18 protein-coding genes, 1 tRNA gene and 1 pseudogene are annotated in these 17777 nt (G+C 70.8%); 15 read left to right on the top strand and 5 right to left on the bottom strand.

What is annotated here, in order from left to right:
- The first annotated feature begins 260 nt into the window (after positions 1 to 260).
- Positions 261 to 674, top strand: coding sequence for a hypothetical protein (locus ACZZ0J_RS05190; protein ID WP_463435239.1), 414 nt, complete (start codon positions 261 to 263; stop codon positions 672 to 674).
- 73 nt (positions 675 to 747) lie between these two features.
- On the opposite strand, the gene bcp is transcribed toward ACZZ0J_RS05190, so the two are convergent.
- Positions 748 to 1218 (bottom strand): thioredoxin-dependent thiol peroxidase, encoded by a 471-nt coding sequence (gene bcp / locus ACZZ0J_RS05185; protein ID WP_123672221.1) that lies wholly within the window; start codon positions 1216 to 1218, stop codon positions 748 to 750.
- 93 nt (positions 1219 to 1311) lie between these two features.
- Between bcp and ACZZ0J_RS05180 the strand changes: the two genes are divergently transcribed.
- Positions 1312 to 1384 (top strand) — tRNA-Lys (locus tag ACZZ0J_RS05180).
- Positions 1385 to 1490: 106 nt separating this feature from the next.
- Here the strand turns inward: ACZZ0J_RS05180 and ACZZ0J_RS05175 are convergent.
- On the bottom strand, positions 1491 to 2141 hold the full coding sequence (locus ACZZ0J_RS05175; RefSeq protein ID WP_463435237.1) for a YigZ family protein: 651 nt from the start codon (positions 2139 to 2141) through the stop codon (positions 1491 to 1493).
- 177 nt (positions 2142 to 2318) lie between these two features.
- On the opposite strand from ACZZ0J_RS05175, the gene ACZZ0J_RS05170 reads away from it, so the two are divergent.
- The 8 genes from ACZZ0J_RS05170 (at position 2319) to ACZZ0J_RS05135 (ending at position 8164) form a co-directional block, all read left to right on the top strand.
- Positions 2319 to 2657, top strand: coding sequence for a hypothetical protein (locus ACZZ0J_RS05170; protein WP_463435235.1), 339 nt, complete (start codon positions 2319 to 2321; stop codon positions 2655 to 2657).
- Complete coding sequence (locus ACZZ0J_RS05165; RefSeq protein ID WP_111085958.1) at positions 2654 to 3115, top strand: ImmA/IrrE family metallo-endopeptidase; 462 nt, start codon at positions 2654 to 2656, stop codon at positions 3113 to 3115. The genes ACZZ0J_RS05170 and ACZZ0J_RS05165 overlap by 4 nt, the downstream gene beginning before the upstream one ends.
- Positions 3112 to 4038 carry a hypothetical protein gene (locus ACZZ0J_RS05160; RefSeq protein ID WP_463435233.1) on the top strand — a complete coding sequence of 309 codons (927 nt, stop codon included), beginning with the start codon at positions 3112 to 3114 and terminating at the stop codon, positions 4036 to 4038. The genes ACZZ0J_RS05165 and ACZZ0J_RS05160 overlap by 4 nt, the downstream gene beginning before the upstream one ends.
- Before the next feature lie 139 nt (positions 4039 to 4177).
- A complete protein-coding gene (locus tag ACZZ0J_RS05155) occupies positions 4178 to 4390 on the top strand; it encodes an SCO4848 family membrane protein (RefSeq protein WP_111085956.1) in 213 nt (70 codons plus the stop codon).
- A 68-nt stretch (positions 4391 to 4458) separates the two neighbouring features.
- A complete protein-coding gene (locus ACZZ0J_RS05150) occupies positions 4459 to 5136 on the top strand; it encodes a response regulator transcription factor (RefSeq protein ID WP_463435231.1) in 678 nt (225 codons plus the stop codon).
- A gap of 33 nt (positions 5137 to 5169) precedes the next feature.
- A complete protein-coding gene (locus ACZZ0J_RS05145) occupies positions 5170 to 6486 on the top strand; it encodes a sensor histidine kinase (RefSeq protein ID WP_463435229.1) in 1317 nt (438 codons plus the stop codon).
- A gap of 37 nt (positions 6487 to 6523) precedes the next feature.
- The gene (locus ACZZ0J_RS05140; RefSeq protein WP_463435227.1) at positions 6524 to 7180 is read left to right on the top strand and encodes a PepSY domain-containing protein; all 657 of its coding nucleotides are present in this window, start codon (positions 6524 to 6526) and stop codon (positions 7178 to 7180) included.
- Positions 7181 to 7324: 144 nt separating this feature from the next.
- Positions 7325 to 8164 carry a VOC family protein gene (locus ACZZ0J_RS05135; protein ID WP_463435225.1) on the top strand — a complete coding sequence of 280 codons (840 nt, stop codon included), beginning with the start codon at positions 7325 to 7327 and terminating at the stop codon, positions 8162 to 8164.
- Between the two features lie 19 nt (positions 8165 to 8183).
- Here the strand turns inward: ACZZ0J_RS05135 and ACZZ0J_RS05130 are convergent, their stop codons facing one another.
- The gene (locus tag ACZZ0J_RS05130; protein ID WP_463435224.1) at positions 8184 to 8501 is read right to left on the bottom strand and encodes a hypothetical protein; all 318 of its coding nucleotides are present in this window, start codon (positions 8499 to 8501) and stop codon (positions 8184 to 8186) included.
- Between the two features lie 70 nt (positions 8502 to 8571).
- Positions 8572 to 10134 (bottom strand): amino acid permease, encoded by a 1563-nt coding sequence (locus ACZZ0J_RS05125; RefSeq protein ID WP_463435222.1) that lies wholly within the window; start codon positions 10132 to 10134, stop codon positions 8572 to 8574.
- Between the two features lie 542 nt (positions 10135 to 10676).
- Here ACZZ0J_RS05125 and ACZZ0J_RS05120 point away from each other — a divergent pair.
- The 5 genes and pseudogenes from ACZZ0J_RS05120 (at position 10677) to ACZZ0J_RS05100 (ending at position 16725) form a co-directional block, all read left to right on the top strand.
- Entirely contained in the window at positions 10677 to 11951 is a 1275-nt protein-coding gene (locus ACZZ0J_RS05120; protein WP_463438142.1) for a quaternary amine ABC transporter ATP-binding protein, read from the top strand.
- Positions 11948 to 12937 carry an ABC transporter permease gene (locus tag ACZZ0J_RS05115; RefSeq protein ID WP_131881483.1) on the top strand — a complete coding sequence of 330 codons (990 nt, stop codon included), beginning with the start codon at positions 11948 to 11950 and terminating at the stop codon, positions 12935 to 12937. The genes ACZZ0J_RS05120 and ACZZ0J_RS05115 overlap by 4 nt, the downstream gene beginning before the upstream one ends.
- A gap of 14 nt (positions 12938 to 12951) precedes the next feature.
- A pseudogene (locus ACZZ0J_RS05110) lies at positions 12952 to 13874 on the top strand (glycine betaine ABC transporter substrate-binding protein).
- 134 nt (positions 13875 to 14008) lie between these two features.
- A complete protein-coding gene (locus ACZZ0J_RS05105) occupies positions 14009 to 15400 on the top strand; it encodes a mechanosensitive ion channel family protein (RefSeq protein ID WP_463435218.1) in 1392 nt (463 codons plus the stop codon).
- Positions 15401 to 15543: 143 nt separating this feature from the next.
- On the top strand, positions 15544 to 16725 hold the full coding sequence (locus ACZZ0J_RS05100) for an ArsB/NhaD family transporter (protein WP_463435216.1): 1182 nt from the start codon (positions 15544 to 15546) through the stop codon (positions 16723 to 16725).
- A 13-nt stretch (positions 16726 to 16738) separates the two neighbouring features.
- On the opposite strand, the gene ACZZ0J_RS05095 is transcribed toward ACZZ0J_RS05100, so the two are convergent.
- Positions 16739 to 17710 carry a magnesium transporter CorA family protein gene (locus ACZZ0J_RS05095; RefSeq protein WP_463435214.1) on the bottom strand — a complete coding sequence of 324 codons (972 nt, stop codon included), beginning with the start codon at positions 17708 to 17710 and terminating at the stop codon, positions 16739 to 16741.
- Positions 17711 to 17777: the final 67 nt, after the last annotated feature.

Genomic DNA, 17777 nt, shown 5'->3' with positions numbered 1-17777 from the left:
GCTCCTTGATGTCGATGCTCGAACGGCAGGCCGGGGCCGGGGTTCGGGGGATCGGAACGCTGACCATGCATGAGGCATGAGGGGACAACTGTGGGGAGGAGTCCGCTGGAAGCGAGTCTGACGCCCGCGTGACGCTCGGGGGAGGAGCGACGAACCACGGGAGACGCACACCACATCGTGCCGTCCAAACGACCTCGAATATCGTTCCATACTGGTAGGGGCAAATCAAGGGTTCCGATGCTGGAGGATCACTGTGCACGATGACGACCCGACCGCGGTCGACCGTCCTGAGCGACGCTCACGCGCTGATCGGCCTGCTGGTGGTGGTCGGCCTGGAGTTCGCGGCGCTCGTCGTGGTCACGGTCGTCCTGGTCGTCGAGCTGATCGTCGCGCCGGCGTCCAGCCTGGCCTCCGGGATCGCGCTGACGATCCTGTCGGCCGTCGCGGCGCTCTGGCTCGGTGCGCTCCTGAACGGCCTGTGGAAGCGTCGCGCCTGGGTGCGCTCGGGGATCATCGTCTGGCAGGTCCTGCAGGGTGCGATCGCGATCGGCGCGTTCCAGGGTGTCTTCCGTGAGCCGGCGGTCGGCTGGGTCCTGCTGATCCCCGCCCTGCTCGGCATCACGTTCGTGCTGTCGCGGTCGGTGACGGCCGCGCTCGCGCGTCCCGTGGAGTAGACGCGACCGACAGACGGACGGGAGGCGCGGTGCCAGCTGGCACCGCGCCTCCCGTCTCGCTGTGGTCCGGTCCTCAGACCAGGCCGAGCTTCTTCCGCAGGCTCGCCACGTGTCCGGTCGCCTTGACGTTGTAGAGCGGCAGCTGCACGCTGCCGTCCTCGTCGACCACGATCGTGGAGCGGATCGTGCCGGTCACGATCTTGCCGTAGTTGTTCTTCTCGCCCCACGCGGCGTAGGCCTTGTGCACCGCCAGGTCGGGGTCGCTCAGCAGCGGGAACGTGAGTGCCTGCTCGTGCTGGAAGGTCTTGAGCTTCGCCTGCTCGTCCTTCGAGACGCCGAGGACCTCGTAGCCGGCTGCCTGCAGTGACGACATGTTGTCGCGGAAGTCGCAGGCCTCGGTGGTGCAACCGGGGGTGGACGCGGCCGGGTAGAAGTACACGATGACCTTCTTGCCCCGCAGTGCGGCGAGCGAGTGTTCGACGCCGTCCTGGTCCGGCAGCGTGAAGTCGGGGGCGGTGTCGCCGGCGGCGAGACGGTCGGTCATGGTGCTCCTGTTCGCTTGGTGCCCACGAGTGGTCGTGAGCGCGCAGAACCCATGCTATTGTTGATTCCCGTTGCGGCACGGAAGCCGGAACATGCACCTCTAGCTCAATTGGCAGAGCAACTGACTCTTAATCAGTGGGTTCTCGGTTCAAGTCCGAGGGGGTGCACCGCAACCACGAAGGCCCCGACTCATCGAGTCGGGGCCTTCGTGCGTTCCAGGCGAGTGCACGCGTTCCGAACAGGACACGCCCGAGGTGCTTCCCGCGGTCGGATTCAGTCGGCGGCGACGTCGACGATCCGTTCCGCACCGACGACGAGGTCGACGGCGCCGGCGGAGGCCGCTGCGAGGTCCGCGGTCAGGATCGCGAGCGCGTCGGCGGGCACCCAGACCTCGAACGTCGCCGCGCGCCCGTAGGCCGTCGCACCGAGGGTCGCGTGGTGGTGCCGGACCCAGTCGCGCAGGACGTTGTCGAGCCGGCCAGCCTCGGCGTGCAGGGCGTCGAAGTGCACCTGCGTGAGCGCCTCGCGTCGGACGAGCGCGGCGGTGTCGAGGGCCTCGGAGACCGAGGTCGAGTAGGCGCGGACGAGTCCGCCGGCGCCGAGCTTCACGCCGCCGAAGTAGCGCGTCACGACGGCGACCACGTCGGTGAGGTCGCGGCGGCGGAGCACCTCGAGCATCGGCACGCCAGCCGTACCCGACGGTTCTCCGTCGTCCGACGAGCGGGCCTGGTCGCCGAGGGTGCCGGTGACCATCGCGGTGCAGTTGTGCCGGGCGTCCCAGTGGCGGCGTTTCACCTCGGCGATGACCCGCTCGGCGTCCGCGACGTCCGACACGGGGGTGACCGTGGTGATGAACCGCGACTTCGTGATGACGATCTCGTGCTCGACCGGCTCGGCGATCGTCGCGGGGAAGCTGCGGGCCATGCCCACGAGGCTAACGGCGTGCACCGTGTCCGCCGCGCTACGATGTCGTGCACGCACGGCTGGGGAGGAGTCCGACATGGAGACCGGTGATCCGAGGGCGGAGTCCTGGACGCCGCCGAACTCGCACGGCGCATCAACCTGCTGCTCGACTTCGAGGAGTCCCAGCGTGGTGCTCCGGTGCCGTTCGCCTCGATCGAGGAGTACGTCGCCGCCCACGGCGGTTCGCTCTCGCGGGCGAAGTGGACCTACATGCTCTCCGGCGACGGCCGACGCAACCGCGACACCGAGCTCCTGCGGCTGCTCGCCGGGTTCTTCGAGGTCGACGAGCGCTTCCTGCTCGAGGACAGCGACGTCCCCGAGCGCATCGGCGCCCAGCTCGCCCTCGTCCGCTCCCTGCGTTCCGCCCGCGTGAGCGGGTTCGCTGCACGCACCTTCCCCGGCGAGCTCTCACCCGAGGCGCTGCGGCGCATCGCCGAGGTGCTCGAGGAGGAATCACAGCGCGGGAGCGTGGCGTGACCGACCCGCTGCTCGAGTCCTTCTGGGCACGCGGTGCGGTCGAGGGGTGGTCCGACGTCGACCAGGCCGTCGCAGCCGCAGCCGTCGTCGTGGACAAGCCCATCGTCGTCCGCGAAGAGGCGTTCCTGGCGACGGAACCCGTGTGCGGCTTCGTCGCGACGCTCGAGCACGCCCACCTGATCATGATCTCGCCGACCGCGTCGCCGACCTTCCGGGCGTTCGTCATCGGCCACGAGCTCGGCCACGTCCTGCACCGGCACCAGGAGCACGCGCCCCAGTCGGCCTACATCCGCGACGTCATCCCGGACCTGCCCGAGTACAAGGTCGAGCGGGCGCTGGCGCGGGGGATGTTCTCGAACGCGTACGAACACGAGGCCGAGGTCTTCGCCGACGCACTCGCGACGCTCATCCGGCGACACCGCGGCCGCCCGAGCGCCTTCCGCGGGGTCTTCGGGTGATCGTCGCCGTCGTCCAGGCGGTGCTGCTCATCGCCGGGACGATCGCGCTCTTCGTCCTGCAACGCGGGCAGGACCGCACCCTGGCGGTGACCTTCCTGCTGTTCGCCGGCACCATCGTCACGAACGTCGACCCGCTGTACCGGTGGCTCGACCCACTGCTCGGTGGCACCAACGTGGTCACCGTGGTCAGCGACTGCCTGATGGTCGCCGGCACGAGCACGCTGCTCTGGGGCGTGGCGAAGGCGGTCGGGGCAGCCCGGCCGTGGCTCCGGAACGCGATCGTGGTGTCGTGCGCCGCGGTGGTGGTCGTGGTGGTCGTCGCCTTCTCGGTGCTGGACAAGCCCGCCACCACGACGACGTTCATGCTCGACGCCGGGTCGCACCCGGCCGCGACCGTCTACTCGATCGCGCAGACGGTGTACCTCGGGGTGGCGCTCGGCGCGACGGGCCTCATCTGCGTCCTCCGCCTGCGCGAGGCCCGGACGACGACGGACCTGGTCGGGCTGTGGGTCCTCGTGCTCGGCGGCGTGCTCGGGGTCGTCCGGATGGTCGTCGTCGTGGTCATGGACCTGGCGCACGTCACGGGAGACCTCGACCGGATGCGCTCCCTCGCGCTGCCGTACGACGTCACGACGCCCGGCGCCGTGATCTGCGTCTCGACGGGGATGCTGCTGCTCGTCGTCGGACACCGGGTCTCGCGACGTCGGCGCACCCGTCGGGTCGACGCGGCGCTGCGACGTCTCGCGCCGCTGCACGCGCGGATCGGTGCCGACAACGCCTACCCGTCGACCGAGGATCCCGCCACGCGGTTGAGCCGCGCGATCGTCGAGGTCAACGACGGGCTCCGGCGGACGCGTGCGCCGTTGACCGATGCCGAGCGAGCCGTCCTCGCCGAGGCCGAGTCGGCGCTCGACTCCGCGTAGCCCGAAGGGTGGCTCGACGGTCTCCCGACGCCCGTGTAGGGTTTGTAGCAAGTGCTACAGAAAGTGTGGCTCGTCGGTGGGACTCGGCCGCGTTGGGGGCGGCCGAGCACCACCGACACTCGTTGTCTAGACTCGGACGGTGCTCGTCTTCGCCGCAGTCGTCCTGTTCATCGGTGCCGTCTTCAACGTCGTCACCTGGCCGCGCTTCTTCCAGCGCGTCGCGAAGGACACCCGCGCGCGGGACGCCGCGGGCAAGCCGACGACGTTCTACACGGTGCACCTCGTGCTGCTGCTCATCGCGCTCGCCATCGCCGTGGCCGCGGTCGTCGCCGGGATCCTGCTGCTGGTCTGAGCCGTCCGCCGTCCGCCGTCGGGCGTCGCTTCAGCGCTGCTTCAGGGCGGCACGGCAGGATCGTCGCCATGCGTGTCCTGGTGGTCGATGACGAGGTGCGGCTCGCCGACGGCGTCCGTCGCGGCCTCGAGGCCGAGGGGTGGGCGGTCGACATCGCCCACGACGGCGTCGACGGCCTGTGGCACGCCCGGGAGTTCCAGTACGACGCGATCGTCCTCGACCTGATGATGCCGGGGATGAGCGGATGGGCGGTCTGCGCCCAGCTCCGGGCCGACCAGGACTGGACGCCGGTGCTCATGCTCACCGCCAAGGACGGCGAGTGGGACCAGGTCGAGGCCCTCGACGCCGGCGCCGACGACTACGTCACGAAGCCCTTCTCACACCCGGTCCTCGTCGCCCGGCTGCGCGCGCTCGTCCGCCGTGGTGCGCGGGAACGCCCGGCGGTGCTGACCCTCGGCGACCTGGTGGTCGACCCGGCCGCACGGACGGTGACGCGTGCCAGGACCCCCGTCGACCTGGCGAGCCGGGAGTTCGCGGTGCTCGAGTACCTCGCGCGGCGCTCCGGGCAGGTGTGCTCGAAGCGCGAGGTGATCGAGAACGTCTGGGACGTCGACTTCGAGGGCGACCCGAACATCGTCGAGGTGTACGTCGGGCACCTCCGGCGCAAGCTCGACCGGCCGTTCGGACGGACGTCACTCGAGACCGTCCGCGGTGCGGGCTACCGACTGGCGGCCGACGGTGGCTGACCGGGGGACGGGCGCACGCGCCGCTTCCGGTCGGTGCGCGCGCGGACCACGCTCGGCGCCGGCGTGGTCGTGCTCGCCGCCCTGGTCGTCGGTGCCGTGGGGTTCGTCGTGGTGCTCCGCCTGGTGCTGCTCGACGGGGTGCGGACGTCCGCCGAGGCCGGACTCGAACAGGTGTCGTCACGGGTCGAGTCCGACGGTGCCGGTGCGGTGACCGACTACGAGGACGTGCTGGTGCAGGTGGTCGGTGCCGGCGGCTCGGTCCTCGCACACGGTGAGGACGCCGACGCTCCGGCCCTGCCGACCGCCGACGAGTCCCGGTGGTCGCACGACGGCGAACGCTGGTTGCTCGTCGCCGACGACGTCGACCTGCCCGGTGGGGGTGAGGCGACCCTGGTGTACGGCGTCTCCCTCGAGCAGACCGACACGGCCATCCGGACCGCCGTGGTGCTCCTCGCCGTCGGGGTGCCGGTGCTCGTCCTCGTGCTCGGGATCGTGACCTGGTCCGTGACCGGGCGGTCGTTGCGGCCGGTCGAACGGATGCGCACCGAGGTCGAGACGATCCGTGCCGCGCAGCCCGATGCCCGCGTGGTCGTGCCGGACACCGGCGACGAGATCGCCCGGCTCGCGACGACCATGAACGCCATGCTCGACCGGCTCGATCGATCCGCGGCGGGGCAGCGGCAGTTCGTGTCCGACGCCTCGCACGAGCTGCGGTCGCCGATCGCGTCCCTCCGTCAGCACGCCGAGGTCGCCGTCGCGTACCCGGGCCGGACGGACGTCGCCGAGTTCTCCGACGTCGTGCGGTCCGAGGCCGTGCGCCTGCAGGACCTCGTCACCGGGCTGCTCGAGCTGTCACGGCTCGACGAGGGCGGCACGGGTGTCCGTCGTCCCGTGGACCTCGACGACCTCGCCCTCGAGGCCGTCGCGCGGGCGCGGGCCCGGGTGCCGGGTGGGGCGACCGGCGACCGTGCGATCCGGGTCGACGGCTCCGGGATCTCCGCCGCACGCGTGCTCGGCGACGAACGGCTCCTCACCGGCGTGGTCCGGAACCTCGTCGACAACGCCGTCCGGCACGCCACGTCGCGCGTCGCGGTGGCCCTGGTCGAACAGGACGGCACCGCGGTGCTGACCGTGGACGACGACGGCTCCGGGATCCCGGCGGCCGAGCGCGACCGGGTGTTCGAGCGGTTCGTCCGGCTCGACGAGGCCCGCAGCCGCGACGCCGGTGGTGCCGGCCTCGGTCTGGCGATCGTGCGGGACGCCGTCCGGGCGCACGGCGGCGAGGCGACGGTGGCGGACTCGCCGCTCGGCGGGGCGCGGTTCGTCGTGCGCATCGCACTCGGCGGCTGAACAGGCGGCTTCAGGTCTGCTTCAGCACCCCGCCGACATGCTCGTCCCACTGACCTTCCGCACCCAGCTCCAGAAGCCCTCTGCCCGCCACATCGCCGCCCTCGCCGCCCTGCCCGTCGTGGCCGCGCTCGCCCTCACCGGCTGCTCCACCGACGGGTCGTCCGACTCGGCGGCATCGTCCTCGAGCGGGTCGGCCGCGACGGACGCCACCACCGGCACGTCGGGTGGCGCGTCCGCGACCGCCGCCTCGGCCACGTCGAACGACGCCCTGCTGGCCGCCGTCGCGACCGCACGCAAGAGCGTCGGCTCCGGCACCGTCATCTCGGTCGAGCAGGAGCAGCGTGGCAGCGCGTACGAGGTCCTCGTCGTGACGAAGGACGGCACCGAGCACGAGGTGCACACCGACGCCGCCGGCACCGGGGTGACCGGTACCCCGCAGACCGAGACCGCCGACACCGACGACCGTGCCGAGCACGACCGGTTCGTCGCAGCGGCGGACCTCGACGTCAGCAAGGCCGTCAGCGCCTTCGAGGACCTGCACGCCGGGTCGATCACCGAGCTCGGCCTCGACGACCACCTCGGCACGGTGGTCTGGGAGGGTGACGTCGTCGACGGATCCGGCACCAAGCACAGCGTCCGGATCGACGCCGGCTCCGGCGACGTCGTCACCGACCAGGTCGACACCGACGACTGACCCGGCGACCGGCCCGGCGACCGGCCCGGCGACCGGCCCGGCGACCGACCCGGCGACCGGCCCGGCGACCGCCCCGGCCGACGTCGGCGGTCGGCGGTAGACCTGGGGAATCCGACCTGGGCGTCGGCGACCTCGGGAGACACCATGACGGACCAGACCCCTCGCACCTACCCGCAGGGCGTGCCGAGCTGGATCGACGGACGACACCCGGACCCGGACGCCGCCCAGGCGTTCTACGGCGGTCTGTTCGGCTGGGACTTCGAGGAGCGCCTGCCGCCCGGCGCCCCCGGCTCGTACCGGATCGTGAGCATCGACGGACGCGAGGTCGGCGCGATCGCCTCGGGTGACGGGCCGGCGTCGTGGACGACGTACATCGCCGTGGACGACGCCGACGCGGTGGCCGCTCGGGTCGTCGAGCTCGGTGGCACCGCCACTCCGGCGGAGGACGCCGGGCCGGGTGGTGCCGCGGGCCGCAGCGTCGACTGCGTCGATCCGCGCGGTGCGGCGTTCGGACTCTGGCAGGCGCGCGACCGGCTCGGGTCGCAGCACATCAACGCCCCCGGCGGCTGGGTCTTCAGCGACCTCCGCTCGACCGAGCCGGAGCAGGCGATCTCGTTCTACGAGCAGCTGTTCGGCTGGCGGGTCTCCGGCATCGAGGAGGGCCCGAGCGCCATGGTCCGGCTGCCCGGCTACGGGGACCACCTCGCGGCCACCTCCGACCCCGACATCCGCGAACGGCAGGTCGGCGCACCGGAGGGCTTCGCGGACGTCATCGGCGCCCTCGCCCGACTCGACGACGGGCCGGACGACTGGCACGTGTCGTTCAGCGTGGCGGACCGTGACGCCGCCGCCGCACGGGCCGAGGAGCTCGGCGGAGCCGTGCTCGGCACCTGGCAGGGCCCGTGGACGCGTGCGGCTGAGCTGCGGGACCCGCAGGGCGCCACGTTCCGCGTCACGCAGTTCGCCCCGGAGGGCGACGCCTGAGCGCAGCGCCCGTGGACCGTCAGCCGGTGGTGAGCGGCGGTCCGAGCACCTTCTGGATCGCCAGCGCGGCGAGCTGCTCGTCCGAGGTGTCGAGCAGCACGCGGAAGGTCTCCGGCTCAGTGACGAACTCGACGCAGACGGCGTCCTCGTCGCACGGTCCGAGCCGCCACCCCGACACCGCGTCCATCGGCACCGAGACCCGCGCCTCGCGCTCGTAGTCGGTCTCGGCCTCCAGGCGGTCGGGGAACACCCGCAGGCGTCCGTACGCGCCTCGCCAGCTCAGCTGGAGATCGAGGGTGGGGGGAACAGACGCAGGGGAGACAGAGCGGTCCGGCACCCGCCGATCGTACCGACGGGTGCCGAACCCACTGCACTCGACGCGCGACGTGCTGCGCACCGGGGACAGATCAGACGGTGTCGTCGGACCCCTTGTGCTCGCCGCCGTCCTCGCCGTCGCGACGGACCTGGTTCGCCGGGTCACGGACACCGATCGGGTACGGACCGGTGACGCCCTGTCGGAGGGACGCAATGCGCAGGATGCGGTCGCGCTGCAGGAACCAGCCGACGACGAGCAGCGGGATGACGATCACGAGGGACGCGATCGTGTAGGTGCCGACCGGGTAGTCGATCGCCATCAGCACGATGACCGACGCCAGGAACGCCAGGGTGAGCCACGCGGTCACCGGGGCGCCGGGCAGCTTGAAGGACGGCTCCTTCGCCAGTCCCTGCTTCGCCCACGACCGGAGCCGCATCTGACAGAGGATGATCGTGCCCCACGCCGTGATGATGCCGAGGCTCGCGATGTTCAGCGCGATCTCGAACGCCTGGCTCGGGACGAAGTAGTTCAGGACGACGCCGGCGACGGTGAAGCCGGCGGTGAGCAGGATGCCGGCGTACAGCACACCGCCCTTCGACATCTTGGTGGTCCACTTCGGCGCCGAACCGTTCATGCCCATCGAGTGCAGGGCGCGACCGGTCGAGTACAGACCGGCGTTGAGCGACGACAGGGCCGCCGTGAGCACCACGAAGTTCATGATGCCGCCGACGATCGACCCGACCTGCGGGTTGCCGAGCGACGAGAAGAACGTCACGAACGGGCTCTCGCCCTCCTTGTACGCCGTGTACGGCAGGAGCAGGGAGAGCAGGATGATCGACCCGACGTAGAAGACCGCGATGCGGAACACGACGGAGTTGATGGCGCGGGGGATGACCTTCTCGGTGTTCTGCGTCTCACCGGACGCGGTGCCGACGAGCTCGATCGCCGCGTACGCGAACACGACACCCTGGATCACGATGACCGCGGGGAGCAACCCGTTCGGGAACAGTCCGCCGTTGTCGCCCCAGATCGAGAAGCCCGTGCGGACGGCTTCGCCGCCGGCCTCGACCGGGAACGCGAAGACGAGCCAGATGATCGCGACGACGAGGAACGCGACGAGTGCCGCGACCTTGATGAGCGCGAACCAGAACTCGAGTTCGCCGAACACCTTGACCGCGACCATGTTGGCGGCGAGCACGACGATCAGGGCGATCAACGCGAGGAGCCACTGCGGTGCGGCGGTGAACGCGGACCAGTACTGCAGGTAGATCGCGACGGCGGTGGTGTCGACGATCGAGGTCATCGCCCAGTTCAGGAAGTACATCCAGCCGGCGGCGTAGGCGAACTTCTCGCCGTAGAACTCACGCGCGTAGGAGATGAACGACCCCGACGACGGACGGTGCAGCACGAGCTCGCCGAGGGCGCGCAGGATGAAGAACGCGAAGATGCCGCAGATCAGGTAGGTCAGCGCGAGCGCGGGGCCCGCGGTGTGGAGTCGTCCACCCGCACCGAGGAAGAGTCCGGTGCCGATGGCCCCACCGATCGCGATCATCTGCAGCTGCCGGGGCTTCAGACCGTGCTGGTAGCCCTCTTGCTCGTGCGAGAAGTCGTTCGCCGGAGCACGGTTCACGCCCGTGTCGTTCTGCGCTGTCATGCGCGCCAACCTACATGCGGACGGAACCGGGGCGGCACACAAACCTCCGAACGAGCTGATCTGTAACAGGACGGTCACGATCGCGATCCCCATGTGCGTGGGCGACACGCCGACGACGGGGTACAGCGGTGCCGGGATTCCGGCGGACGTCGATTGTGATCGGGGGACAGGAGACCGTTAGGTTTGAACGTCCCCACAGGCCCGACGGCCGGGGGCACGACGACCAGAACGCGTCCGCGGCCAGCAGCGCCGCAGCCGTACGGTCGGCCGGACCGGGACCGCCCCGAGCGTGGTCCCCGCGTGCGTGATCGCTCGCCCTGCGCCGTTGCGCGGGCTCGACGTGGCCGCGCGCACCGTCCCGGACGACCCGTTCGCAACCACACCGTCGCCGCACGTGCGCTCCGTCCGCCGTGGCGACGCGAGGAGCCCAGTTGTCCATCGCACCACCCCAGAGCCGGCACACCCCGTCGCCGGACCCCACCGGCTCGTCCCCGGACCCCACCAGCACGTCGCCGGCGGTCAGCGTCCGCGACGTCTACAAGGTGTTCGGCCGCCGACCCGCCGAGGCCGTCCGCCGCCTCGCCGCCGGTGCCACCCGCGACGAGGTCCGCGAGCAGGGATCCGCCGCGGTCATCGACGCGTCCTTCGACGTCCGACCCGGCGAGATCTTCGTCGTCATGGGGCTGTCCGGCTCCGGCAAGTCGACCCTCATCCGGATGCTCAACGGCCTGCTCGAGCCCACCGCCGGCAGCGTCGAGATCGGCGGCCGCACGGTCACCGGCGCGACGCCGAAGGGGATCCGCGACATCCGCCGGTCCAGCGTGTCGATGGTGTTCCAGCACTTCGCCCTGCTGCCGCACCGCACCGTGCTCGAGAACGTGGCGTACGGGCTCGAGGTGAACGGTGTCGACAAGGCCACTCGGCTCGCGAAGGCCCGTGAGGTCATCGACCTGGTCGGCCTCGACGTCTGGGCCGACGCGAAGCCCGACGAGCTGTCCGGCGGCATGCAGCAGCGCGTCGGCATCGCCCGCGCCCTCGCCGCCGAGACCGACGTCCTGCTCATGGACGAGGCGTTCAGCGCGCTCGACCCGCTGATCCGCCGCGAGATGCAGGAGCAGCTCGTCGACCTGCAGCAGCGGCTCGGCAAGACCATCGTCTTCATCACGCACGACCTCAACGAGGCCATGTTCCTGGGGGACCGCATCGCCGTGATGCGCGACGGCCGGATCGTGCAGATCGGGTCGCCGGAGGACATCCTCACCGACCCGGCGAACGACTACGTCGCCCAGTTCGTGCAGGACGTCGACCGTGCCCGTGTGCTCACCGCCGCGAGCGTCATGGAACCGGCCCGCGCCACCGTCCCGCTGACCGTGGGTCCTCGCGGCGCACTGCGCACCATGCGCGACCTGCAGACGGCCGCGCTCTTCGTCACCGGTCGTGGCCGGAAGCTCGAGGGCTGGGTCCGCGACCGCCACGTGATGCGCCAGGTGAAGGCCGGCGACACGAACCTCGATGCCATCGTGAACACCGAGTACGCACGGGTCGCCCCCGACACGGCGCTGACCGACCTGTTCGAGCTCGCCGTCGAGTCGCCCCTGCCGATCGCCGTCGTCGACGACGAGCAGCGCCTGCTCGGCGTCGTGCCCCGTGTCACCCTGCTGGCCGCGCTCGGCAACGTGCCGACCGCGACGATGCCGATCCCGGTGCTCGAACCGGTCACCCGCATCTCCGACTCCGACATGGACTCGACCCTCGCCGCGACCGGCGAGACGCCTGCCCACACCGGCGAGCCCGCCACCGAAGGAGACCACGCATGATCACCCCCGGTACCAACTCCTTCGGTGACTTCCACCTGCCCCTCGGCACCTGGGTCGCCGCGGTCGTCGACTGGATCACGACCTACCTGTCCGGCTTCTTCGACGTCGTCCGGTACGTGTTCACGTGGATGGACGCGTGGATGGAGTACTTCCTGTCCACCCCGCCGTTCTGGGTCGTCGTCGCGGTCCTCGTCGTGCTCGCGTTCCTGGCGAAGGGCTGGAAGCTCGCGCTCGGCGCTGCCATCGGTCTGCTGTTCATCGTCAGCGTCGGGCAGTGGACGAACGCGATGAACACGCTCGCGCTCGTCGTGGTCGCCGCCGGCCTGGCCGTCGTCCTCAGCATCCCGCTCGGGGTGTGGGCCGCCCGGTCCGACGCCGCGAGCCGGATCATCCGCCCGGTCCTGGACTTCATGCAGACGACCCCGGCGTTCGTCTACCTGATCCCGGCGCTGCTGCTGTTCCGCGTCGGCGTCGTCCCCGGCATCGTCGCGACGATCGTCTTCGCGATGGCCCCCGGCGTCCGGCTCACCGAGCTCGGCATCCGCGGGGTCCCGAGCGAGGTCGTCGAGGCCGGTGCCGCCTTCGGGTCGAGCCCGTGGCGCATCCTCCGTCAGATCCAGCTGCCGTTGGCGAAGGCCAGCATCATGGCCGGCGTCAACCAGGTCATCATGCTGTCGCTGTCGATGGTCGTCATCGCCGGCATGGTCGGCGCCGGCGGCCTCGGCGAGCAGATCGTCGCCTCCCTGAACCGCATCGACGTCGGTCTCGGGGCGGAGGCCGGTCTGTCGGTCGTGGTCCTGGCGATCCTGCTGGACCGCCTGACCGCAGCGCTCGGCGGCGACGCGAGTGGTGCCTCCCGGCCGTGGAAGCGCAAGCGCAAGCCCACCGTGACCGCGACGCCGAACGCGGCGACCGCCCAGACCGCCGCCACCACCGAAGCAGCCCCGGCCGACCGCCGGCGCGAGCCGCAGACGACCAGCGCGTGAGGAAGGACCAGATCATGAAGCGAACCAAGCGAACCAAGCGCACCCTCGCGGCGGCCGTCCTCGCCGTCGCCACCGCCGTCGGCCTGTCCGCCTGCATGCCGCCCGGCTACTACGGGGCCTCCGGCACCGTCGACAACGGTGACCAGAAGTCGATGCACGTCGTCGTCTTCAACGGTTGGGACGAGGACACCGCCGCCAGCTACCTCTGGAAGCACGTGTTGGAGCAGAAGGGCTACGACGTCCAGCTCACGAACTCCGACGTCGCACCCGCCTACACCGGCCTCGCGTCCGGCGACTACGACGTGGTGTTCGACACCTGGCTGCCGAACACGCACAAGGAGTACATGGACACCTACGGCAAGGACCTGACGGACCTCGGCGCCTGGAACGAGCAGGCGTCGCTGGAACTGGCGGTGCCGGAGTACTCGGACATCGACTCGATCGATGAGCTCAAGGCGCACGCGTCCGACTTCGGCAACAAGATCATCGGCATCGAGCCCGCCGCCGGTGAGACGAAGGTCGTGTCCGACCAGGTCATCCCGCAGTACGGCCTGGACGGCATGGACTTCATCACGAGTTCGACGCCGGCGATGCTCGCCGACCTCAAGGCCTCGATCGCAAGAAGGAGGACGTCGTCGTGACGCTGTGGCGTCCGCACTGGGCGTACGACGCCTTCCCGATCAAGGACCTGAAGGACCCGAAGGGTGCGCTCGGCAAGAACGAGGAGATCCACACGATCGCCAAGAAGGACTTCGAGCAGGACTTCCCGCAGGCGTCGAAGTGGATGGAGGACTTCTCGATGGACTCCGACACCCTGTACTCGCTCGAGAACGCGCTCGTGAACAGCGGCGCGAAGGCCAGCGAGTACCCCGCGATCACGGAGAAGTGGGCTTCCGAGCACCAGGACTTCGTCGATTCGCTCACGTCCGGCAAGTAGTCAGCAGGTCGGACAGCAAGTAGTCAGCAGGATCGGACAGGAGGCCCGGTGCGCGTCGTGCGCACCGGGCCTCGGTCGCGCTCGGGGCCGGTTTCCCTGAACGACGCCTGTCGTTTCGTTGCTTGCATGGAGGGATGGACATCCTCCTCCGACTCCTGGTCGCGATCGGGTTCGCCCTCCTCATCACCGCCGTCGCCGCGGTCGTCCTGCACCTGGTGCTGCGGACGATCGCGCGACGGGAACGGTGGGCCGGCGTGCTCTCGCGGCGGGCCAAGCACCCGTTCCGCACCACCCTGCTCGTGGTCCTGCTCTGGATCGCGTTCACCTCGAGCGTCCCGCGCGACGCCGACGCGTACCCGTGGCGCGACGAGGTCGTGCACGGGTTCCTCATCGTCACGATCGCGGTGGGCTGCTGGCTGGCGTGCCAGATCGCGATCTTCCTCGAGGACCTCGGCCTCCACCGGTTCCGCATCGACGTCCCCGACAACCGGCAGGCTCGCCGCATCCGCACGCAGGTCCTCATCATCCGGCGGCTGACCGTCGCCGTGCTCGTCATCATCGCCGTCGGCGCGATCCTGCTCACCTTCGACGGGGTCGAGGCCGCGGGCGCGAGCGTGCTCGCGAGCGCCGGACTCATCTCGGTCGTCGCGGGTCTGGCGGCGCAGTCGACGCTCGGCAACGTCTTCGCGGGCATGCAGCTCGCGTTCTCCGGGTCGATCCGCGTCGACGACGTCGTCGTGGTCGAGCAGCAGTGGGGGAGGATCGAGGAGATCACCCTGACCTACGTGGTCGTGCACCTGTGGGACGACCGGCGCTTCGTGCTGCCGTCGACGTACTTCACGAGCACGCCGTTCGAGAACTGGACGCGCACGAACAGCGAACTGCTCGGTGCCGTCGAGATGGACCTGGACTGGCGGGTCCGGCCGGGGAGATGCGCGAGGAACTCGACCGGATCCTCGACCGCACCGAGCTGTGGGACCGCCGCGTCAAGGTGCTGCAGGTCACCGAGGCCGTGCAGGGTACGTGCGGGTGCGGGTCCTCGCGACGTCGCACGACGCACCGTCGCTGTTCGACCTGCGCTGCTACATCCGCGAGGAACTCGTCGAGTGGATCCAGCGCACCCACCCCGACGCCCTGCCGGTCCAGCGCGTGCTCATGGTCGACGAGACCGCACCGCGGCGGCGCACGGCGTCGACCGCTGCCGACTCGGCGCTGTTCGCGCCGGGGCAGGAGGACCGCGCGGCACTCTTCACCGGCCCGATCCAGACGTCCGACATCCCGCCTGCGGAGCGCTGACGGGCTCCGGACCCGACACGGGACGGACGGGAGGCCCGTGGCGGATCCGCCACGGGCCTCCCGTCCGTCGTGTGGTCGCGATCGCGACCTACGGCTGGCGCGCCTTGACGGCGCGGTCGTCCTCGACGACCGTGCCGATCGCCACGATCGTGGTCGCGATCCACGCGACCCACGTCAGGGCGAGCCGCCAGTCGCGGGGTCCCTGGCGGGTGGTCTGGAGCACGCTGTAGCCGCTGATGAGCGAACTCCACACCGCACCGTTGAACATGAACTTGCGCACAGAGGCCTCCTGTCGTCGTGCTGCCAACGCTACCGGTCAGTACATTGGAGCGCCGCCGGACACCCTGCCCGGCGCACTCGTGGAGGAGCGCCCGTGCGTCAGGCCGTCATCGGAGCAGTGCTGCTCGTCATCGGCGCGGTGTGCGTCGCGCTCGGACTGCTGCCACTCGACGACCTCGGGGTCCTGGCCGAGCGGGTCCTGCCCGTCCTCGGGTTCGTCCTCGGGCTGACGATCGTCGCCGAGCTCGCTGCGGACGCCGGGGTGTTCGACCGACTCGCCGACGTCGCGGCACGTGTCGGCGGCGGACGCACCATCGGGCTGTGGGGCGCGGTCGTCGTCCTCGCCGTGCTCTGCACGGTCTTCCTGTCGATCGACACGACCGCGGTGCTGCTCACCCCGATCGTGATCTCACTGGCGCGCCGGGTCGGGCTGCCGCCGATGCCGTTCGCGCTCACCACCGTCTGGCTCGCGAACACCGCGTCCCTGCTGTTGCCGGTGTCGAACCTGACGAACCTGCTCGCCGTCGACCGGATGGGCCTCGGCGGCCCGCTGCCCTTCGCCGGGCTGATGGCCTGGCCGGCCGTCGCCGGGGTCGTCGTGCCGTGCGCCGTCCTGCTCGTGGTGTTCCGCGGCAAGCTCTTCGGGCGCTACACGCCGGTGTCGGTGCGGCGTCCGTCCGACCCGGTGTCGTTCTGGGCGGCGTCCGGGGTGCTCGTCGCGCTCGTCCTGGCGCTGACCGCAGGGGTGACGGTCTGGATCGCGGCCGTGGCCGGTGCCCTCGTGCTCGTCGTCGTCGCGGCGTTCCGGTCGCCCGCCGAGCTCCGGCCGTCGCGGGTGCCGTGGTCGACGCTGCTGTTCGCCGCCGGTCTCTTCGTCGTGGTCGAGACCCTGCACAGCACCGGGCTCACCGACCCGATCGTGCGGGCGCTCGGCGACGGCACCGGAACAGGGCCGCTCCTGCTGCTCGGCGCCGGGGGAGCGGTGGCGGCGAACGCGATCGACAACCTGCCCGCGTACCTGGTGCTCGAGCCCGCCGCCGGTCACGAGGCCGTGCGGTACGCGGCGCTCCTCATCGGCGTGAACGCCGGGTGCCTGGTGACGCCGTGGGCCTCGCTCGCCACCCTGCTGTGGCAGCGCACGGCTGTCGGCCGAGGGCGTGCACCTGTCGTGGGGCAAGTACATGCTGCTCGGGTGCATCGCGGCTCCGCTGACCGTGGTCGCCGGGGTGCTCGCGCTGGCGATCTGACGCGGGTCGCCGGGGTGCTCGCGCTCTGACCCGCCGCGGCGGTCAGAGCCAGTCGCGGGCCTTGAAGACGCGGTAGAGCACGAGCGACGACGCGACGATGAGCGCGAGCGAGACGTACAGCCCGCTCCACGCACCCTCGCCCGGGAACGTCACGTTCTGCCCGAAGAAGCCGGTGATGGCGGTGGGGATCGCGATGATCGCGGCCCAGCTCGTCACCTTCTTCATCACGGTGTTCTGCCGGTTCGATGCCAGGTTGAGGTTCGTGTCGAGGACACTCGAGACGGCGTCGCGCACCTGCTCGACGGAGTCCGAGATCGACACCAGGTGGTCCTCGACGTCGCGGAAGTACGGCCGGATGCCGTCCGAGATCGTCTCCGCGTCGCCGTGCAGCAGCGACGCGACGCTGTCGCGGGTCGGGACGACGAGCCGCCGCAGCACCCCGAGGGCCTTGCGGAGGCGGAACGACCGGCGTTGGATCTGCTGCTCGCGGGCGTTGCCCCGCTCGAACAGGTCGTCCTCGAGGTCGTCGATCCGTCGCTCGATGTCCTCCACGGTCTCGGTGGCGTGGTCGACGACGGCGTCGAGCAGCGCCCAGACGAGCCACGGCACACCGTGCTCGGCCACGTCGGCGTTCGCGTCGAGCCGGTGCTCCATCGCGGCGGTGTCGACGTCGGCCCCGTGGATGGTGACGAGGGCGTGCTCGGTGACGAACGCCTTCACCTCGTGGGTGACGAGCTCACCGTCCTCGCCGAGACCGCCGACGTCGTAGACCACGAGGAACAGGCTGTCGCGGTACCGGTCGAGCTTCGGGCGCTGGCCCTGCTCGACGGCGTCCTCGACGGCGAGGGCGTGGATGCCGAGCTCCTGCTCGACCTGCACGAGGTCGTCGTGCACCGGGTCGGTGTAGTCGACCCAGACGAAGGTGTCCGCGTCGGCGACGAGGTCCGAGATCCGGTCGACCGGGAAGTCCCGTTCCGCCGCGTCGCCGTTCCGCCACGCCCGTGTCCTGACCATGCGCGTCAGCCTAGTGAGACGGCCGGCCAGGGGATCCCAGGCCGGGCGTCGTCGCGTGCGGTGGTGC

Source organism: Curtobacterium sp. AC272, from assembly GCF_979258155.1.
Note: the sequence above shows the minus strand (reverse complement) of the source record. Positions and strands in the feature narration are given on the sequence as shown.